The organism is Acinetobacter sp. V2 (genome assembly GCF_001188385.1).
Classification (GTDB): Bacteria; Pseudomonadota; Gammaproteobacteria; order Pseudomonadales; family Moraxellaceae; genus Acinetobacter; species Acinetobacter oleivorans.
Map to the genome: position 1 here is coordinate 436,114 of NZ_JZFB01000001.1, position 5,092 is coordinate 441,205.

Annotated in this window: 6 protein-coding genes and 1 pseudogene; 6 read left to right on the forward strand and 1 reads right to left on the reverse strand. The window is 38.8% G+C overall.

The genetic code is table 11. The features are described 5' to 3' along the window. Positions 1 to 435: pseudogene (locus UC75_RS19745) on the reverse strand (LPS export ABC transporter periplasmic protein LptC); the annotation flags it as partial. A gap of 120 nt (positions 436 to 555) precedes the next feature. On the opposite strand from UC75_RS19745, the gene UC75_RS02005 reads away from it, so the two are divergent. From UC75_RS02005 to UC75_RS19750, 6 genes are all read left to right on the forward strand, one after another. Continuing rightward, entirely contained in the window at positions 556 to 1,569 is a 1,014-nt protein-coding gene (locus UC75_RS02005; RefSeq protein WP_049836513.1) for an aminoglycoside phosphotransferase family protein, read from the forward strand. After that, positions 1,569 to 2,258: an N-acetylmuramate alpha-1-phosphate uridylyltransferase MurU gene (gene murU, locus UC75_RS02010; protein ID WP_049836514.1), complete on the forward strand. Its 690-nt coding sequence runs from the start codon at positions 1,569 to 1,571 to the stop codon at positions 2,256 to 2,258. The genes UC75_RS02005 and murU overlap by 1 nt, the downstream gene beginning before the upstream one ends. Positions 2,259 to 2,345: 87 nt before the next feature. Next, on the forward strand, positions 2,346 to 2,978 hold the full coding sequence (rsmG, locus tag UC75_RS02015) for a 16S rRNA (guanine(527)-N(7))-methyltransferase RsmG (protein ID WP_003651451.1): 633 nt from the start codon (positions 2,346 to 2,348) through the stop codon (positions 2,976 to 2,978). Positions 2,979 to 2,999: 21 nt separating this feature from the next. Then, a complete protein-coding gene (locus tag UC75_RS02020) occupies positions 3,000 to 3,782 on the forward strand; it encodes a ParA family protein (protein ID WP_003651453.1) in 783 nt (260 codons plus the stop codon). Next, positions 3,779 to 4,666, forward strand: a complete 888-nt coding sequence (locus tag UC75_RS02025; RefSeq protein WP_005304694.1) for a ParB/RepB/Spo0J family partition protein — start codon at positions 3,779 to 3,781, stop codon at positions 4,664 to 4,666. The genes UC75_RS02020 and UC75_RS02025 overlap by 4 nt, the downstream gene beginning before the upstream one ends. A 50-nt stretch (positions 4,667 to 4,716) precedes the next feature. After that, on the forward strand, positions 4,717 to 5,092 hold a 376-nt coding region (locus UC75_RS19750), incomplete at its 3' end, for a MotA/TolQ/ExbB proton channel family protein (protein ID WP_416202194.1).

A 5,092-nucleotide genomic window follows, 5' to 3' on the forward strand; every position in this document is an offset into this window, starting at 1 on the left:
AAAGGTTTGGGTCTTATCAATCGTAACCTTGTCAGCACGAACCGTGCGTCCTTCCTGATCAATAACGACATCACCTTTTAAAACCGAGTCACCGGCAGGATTATAATGTCCATAATTAGCCGTAACGACAGAAGTTGTCTTATCGGCATCTACAGCTTTGGTCTCTGGGTTAATCGGTGTAACCCACGTACCCTGGCAAAATGCCGAGCTTAAATATTTATTGTCACGAAGCTGTGCCTCAGGTGCAGATTTATCAACATAGTACTGCTGAAAGAATTCTTGACCTGGGTAGGCTTCTTTGATGCTCGCTTTAAGTTGATTATTGTCTATATTGGAGACAACATCAGCTGACTCAGCATAACTTGATTGTATGGAGCCACATAAGAGCGTAAAAATAGCTGTCGCTAAAGGATTAAATTTAAACTGATGCTTCATTGTCTCATTAACCAAGTATGCTAATTCACAATTAATTATTGTCGCATCATAGAGAAAAAGTTTATAAGTGGCTACACTTAACCCTTCAAAAATCTCAGCTTGTTTTAGATTTTATTGCAAATGAATACACAACGTGAACAATTGATATATACATGGCTTACATCTGTTCTTAAAAATGATCAATTTAAGATCGCTTTTTTAGCAGGTGATGCAAGCTTCCGACGTTATGCGCGTATCCAGTTACAAAATAAAACGTATATGCTCATGGATGCCCCTCCAGAAAAAGAAGACTGTGTTCCGTTTGTGACCATTGACGAATTTTTTGCAGGCCATGGTGTACGCGTACCTCAGATCGTCGCGAAAGATTTGGCTCAAGGTTTTCTGTTATTGGAAGATTTTGGTGATGTGCTGTTGTCTACATTATTAAATGATGAAACAGTCGATAAATACTATGAACAAAGTTTTAAACAACTTATTCAATTGCAATCTATTGATGGGACTAACCAGTTTCCAGCTTATTCCTACGAAAAATTAATGTCGGAAATGCAGTTACTCACAGACTGGATGTTGCCATCGCTTGCTATTCAGCCGACTGCTGAGCAGAAAAAAACGATTGATGATGCATTTGATTTCTTGGCTCGTGCCGCAGTAGCCCAACCGCAAGTTATTGTACATCGAGATTTTCACAGTCGTAATCTGATGAAAATTGAAAATGAACTAGAGCTTGGAGTAATCGACTTCCAAGATGCTGTTATTGGTGCTGATACATATGACTTAATTTCGATTACTCGTGATGCATATGTTCAATGGAATGCTGAACATGTTTATCAATGGTTTAGAACCTTTTATGACTTATTGCCTGAGTCTGCCAAACAGAACCGCAGTTTTGAGCAGTTCAAGCGTGATGCAGATTTAATGGCTATTCAACGCCATATTAAAATTCTTGGCATTTTTGTTCGTTTGTTTGAGCGTGATGGTAAGTCTGGATACTTAAAAGACCTACCGCGAGTCATGTGGTATTTACTCGAAGAAAGTCGTGGTTACGCTGAACTTGAAGAATTTATGGTATTTATAAATAACATAGTGATGCCTAAATTTATTGAGAAATATGGTAGCTATGAGGTGGCAGCATAATGAAAGCAATGATTCTTGCTGCTGGCTTGGGTAATCGTATGCGTCCACTTACGCTATATACACCAAAGCCTCTGCTTGAGGTAGGTGGTAAGCCGCTAATTGTGTGGCATATTGAAAAGCTTAAGAAAATTGGTGTGACCGAAATTGTCATCAATTCTGCATGGTTGGCCGATAAACTCATCAGTAGCTTAGGCGATGGCTCTCAATTTGGTGTGGATATCCGTTGGACACGAGAGGATGAAGGGCTAGAAACAGCGGGTGGAATTATTAATGCTTTGCCACTGCTTGGAACAGATCCGTTTATTCTGGTGAATGGAGATGTATGGACCACAATGGATTTTGAAACTCTACCCCATATTAAGTTAAATGATGATTTAGCTCATCTTGTATTGGTTGATAACCCTAAACAGCACCCTGAAGGCGACTTTACATTATTCGATGGACGCGCTTTTACATTCGATCAAGATGTGACAGGTGAGAATCTCACTTTTAGTGGTGTGTCTGTTATCCATCCTAAGCTTTTTGATGGATTAGAACCTGGTAAACGTCCTTTAGCTCCATTGTTGAAGCAAGCAATGCACAATCAAAAAATATCTGGTGAAAAGCTTAAAGGTGCATGGGTAGATGTGGGAACGCCTGAGCGGTTATTAGAGCTAGATTTGCAAATTCGTGAAGGCTTCTACGATTAAGTGTGTAATCCCTAATCGTTAACTAGTGTTCCACGATGCATAAATGGGTATACTTTGTTTTAAATTTTACTTAGATGTTATCTGTTTATGCATCCGTTTTTTCAAGAGTTACAACAGGGTAGTCAAAAATTAGGTTTATCGCTTAGCGATGAAGCTTTGGCATTATTGTTAAAGTATCAAGATGCTTTGGTACTTTGGAATAAAGCATATAATCTGACAGCAATTCGTGATCCGAAAGAAATGTTAGTGAAGCATTTGTTGGATAGTCTAAGTATTTTAAATGACTTACCTGAAGGTAGACTGCTTGATGTAGGGACAGGTGGTGGTATGCCTGGCATGATTATTGCTCTTTGTCAGCCACAACGCCAATGTGTTCTTTTAGATTCTAATGGTAAAAAAATTCGTTTTTTGAAGCAATTTATTGCTGATCTTAAATTGAGTAACGTTGTGGCAGTGCAAACACGTGTTGAGAATCAAGATACAATTGATGAGCTTGGCCAGTTTGACGTCATAACAAGTCGAGCTTTTGCTTCTTTAACGGACTTTGTAGATGCAGCTCAGCCATATCTTCATCAGAGCAGTATAATCGCAGCGATGAAAGGTGTAGTGCCAGTTGAGGAAATTGAGCAGCTCAAGCAGGACTTTTCATGTAAAGTGATTGAACTGCGCGTACCAAGACTTGATGAACAACGTCATTTACTTTTACTTCAACGTATCTAAATAAAAAGTATTAAGGTTACCATGGCTCAAATTATTGCGATTGCAAACCAAAAGGGTGGTGTTGGTAAAACAACGACTGCAGTAAATCTTGCAGCGTCTCTAGCTGTATTAAAAAAACGTGTATTACTTGTAGATATGGACTCACAAGGTAATGCTACGATGGGGTCTGGTATTCAAAAGAACGATCTTTTGTATTCAATTACAGATGTTCTTCTTGGCGAAGTCCCAATTGAAACAGCCATTCAAAAAGCAGAAGTTGGATATAAAGTTCTAGGCTCTAATCGAGAGCTTTCAGGTGTAGAGCTCGCTATCGCAGAGCAAGAGGGTCGTGAATTCATTCTAAAGAATGCTTTGAATGAAATCAGAAACTCATTTGACTATATCATTGTGGATTGTGCTCCAAGTTTGAGTTTGATTACTGTCAATGCTTTGGCGGCTGTAGATAGTGTAATTATTCCAATGCAATGTGAATATTATGCGCTAGAGGGCTTGGCTGATTTAACACAGACTATTGATCGTATTCAAAAAGCACTCAATCCTGATTTAGAAATTATTGGTGTATTACGTACGATGTACGATGCACGAAATGCTTTAACACGTGATGTGTCTGCAGAACTAGAGCAATATTTCGGCAAAAAACTTTATGATACTGTTGTTCCACGAAATGTTCGCTTAGCAGAAGCACCAGCACACGGGTTGCCTGTTATCTATTTCGAAAAAAGTTCTAAAGGTGCAGTTGCATACTTAAATCTTGCAGCTGAGATGTTAAAGAGAAGTAAAGTGAAGAAAGGAAGTAAAGTATGAGCATCAAAAAACGCGGGTTGGCTAAAGGACGTGGTTTAGATGCATTACTTGGTTCAATTCAAAAAGAAAAACTACAACTGGAAGCACAGGCATTAGACCACGGACAGTTAAAGCAAATTGATGTGAATTTACTGAAACGTGGTGAATATCAACCACGTCGTTTTATTCATGAACATGATTTACAAGAGTTAGCATCTTCTATTGAAAAACATGGCGTGATGCAGCCTATTGTAATCCGTCCAGTTGATGATGAAACACATCCATATGAAATCATTGCGGGTGAGCGTCGTTGGCGTGCAGCTCAACTTGCGGGCTTAACCGAAATTCCTGCAATTGTTCGTGACTTAAATGATCAGGTTGCAATTGCATTAGCGTTAATTGAAAACATTCAGCGTCAAGATTTAAATCCAATTGATCAAGCAATAGCTCTACAGCGCTTTCATGATGAATTTGGTTTAAGTCATCAAGAAATTGCTGACACAGTTGGTAAAGCACGAACCACTGTCAGTAATCTATTGCGCTTATTGAGTTTAGCTGATGATATTAAAGATTTCATGCAGCAAGGGCAGCTTGATATGGGGCATGCTCGAGCAATTTTGACATTGAAAGGTAAAGATCAATTAGAAGTTGCTAAAATTGTAATAGAGAAAGGATTGTCCGTTCGTCAAACAGAGCAATTGGTGCGTGATAGAAGTGAGCCTAAGCAGGAAAAGGAAAAAGCGCCTGTAGCACCAGATATTGAGCAATTGACACAAAAATTATCAGAGCGTTTTGGTGCTAATGTAAAAATTGATCATAACCAAAAAGGTAAGGGTAAACTTGTTATTCATTATCATACCTTGGATGAGTTAGATGGCATTTTAAATATTTGCTTGCCAGAATAATTTGCAGTTGGGTCATGTATTTCTAATTTTATATTCTTGGGGAAGAACATATGTGGGAACTTGTGAGAGCGGGTGGCTGGTTGATGCTGCCTTTAATTCTATGCTCAATTTTAACTGTTGCGATCAGTATTGAACGTTTTGTTCGGTTAAGACGTTCACAAGTTCTACCCGAAGCATTAAGCGGTAAGAGCTCTTTAAGAGCTGAAGATATAGTGGAAAGTTTAGAACAAAATGTAGAAGTGCAAAATAGTGCATTGGGACACATTTTAAAAGCAGGTTTCGAGCATCGCGAACATGGTGAGCAATTTGCTCGCGCGCAAATGGAAGTTGCAGCTTCTCAAGAAATTTCCTATTTAGAAAAAAATATTAATTTCTTGGGTACTTTAAGTGCTGTAGCGCCGTTACTCGGATTGCTTGGCACTGTGG

What these genes read in the sequence shown, in the direction of transcription:
- UC75_RS02020 (WP_003651453.1), top strand. Translation starts at nt 3,000, where the DNA reads ATGGCTCAAATTATTGCGATTGCAAACCAAAAGGGTGGTGTTGGTAAA.
- UC75_RS02025 (WP_005304694.1), top strand. Translation starts at nt 3,779, where the DNA reads ATGAGCATCAAAAAACGCGGGTTGGCTAAAGGACGTGGTTTAGATGCA.
- UC75_RS02005 (WP_049836513.1), top strand. Translation starts at nt 556, where the DNA reads ATGAATACACAACGTGAACAATTGATATATACATGGCTTACATCTGTT.
- murU (WP_049836514.1), top strand. Translation starts at nt 1,569, where the DNA reads ATGAAAGCAATGATTCTTGCTGCTGGCTTGGGTAATCGTATGCGTCCA.
- rsmG (WP_003651451.1), top strand. Translation starts at nt 2,346, where the DNA reads ATGCATCCGTTTTTTCAAGAGTTACAACAGGGTAGTCAAAAATTAGGT.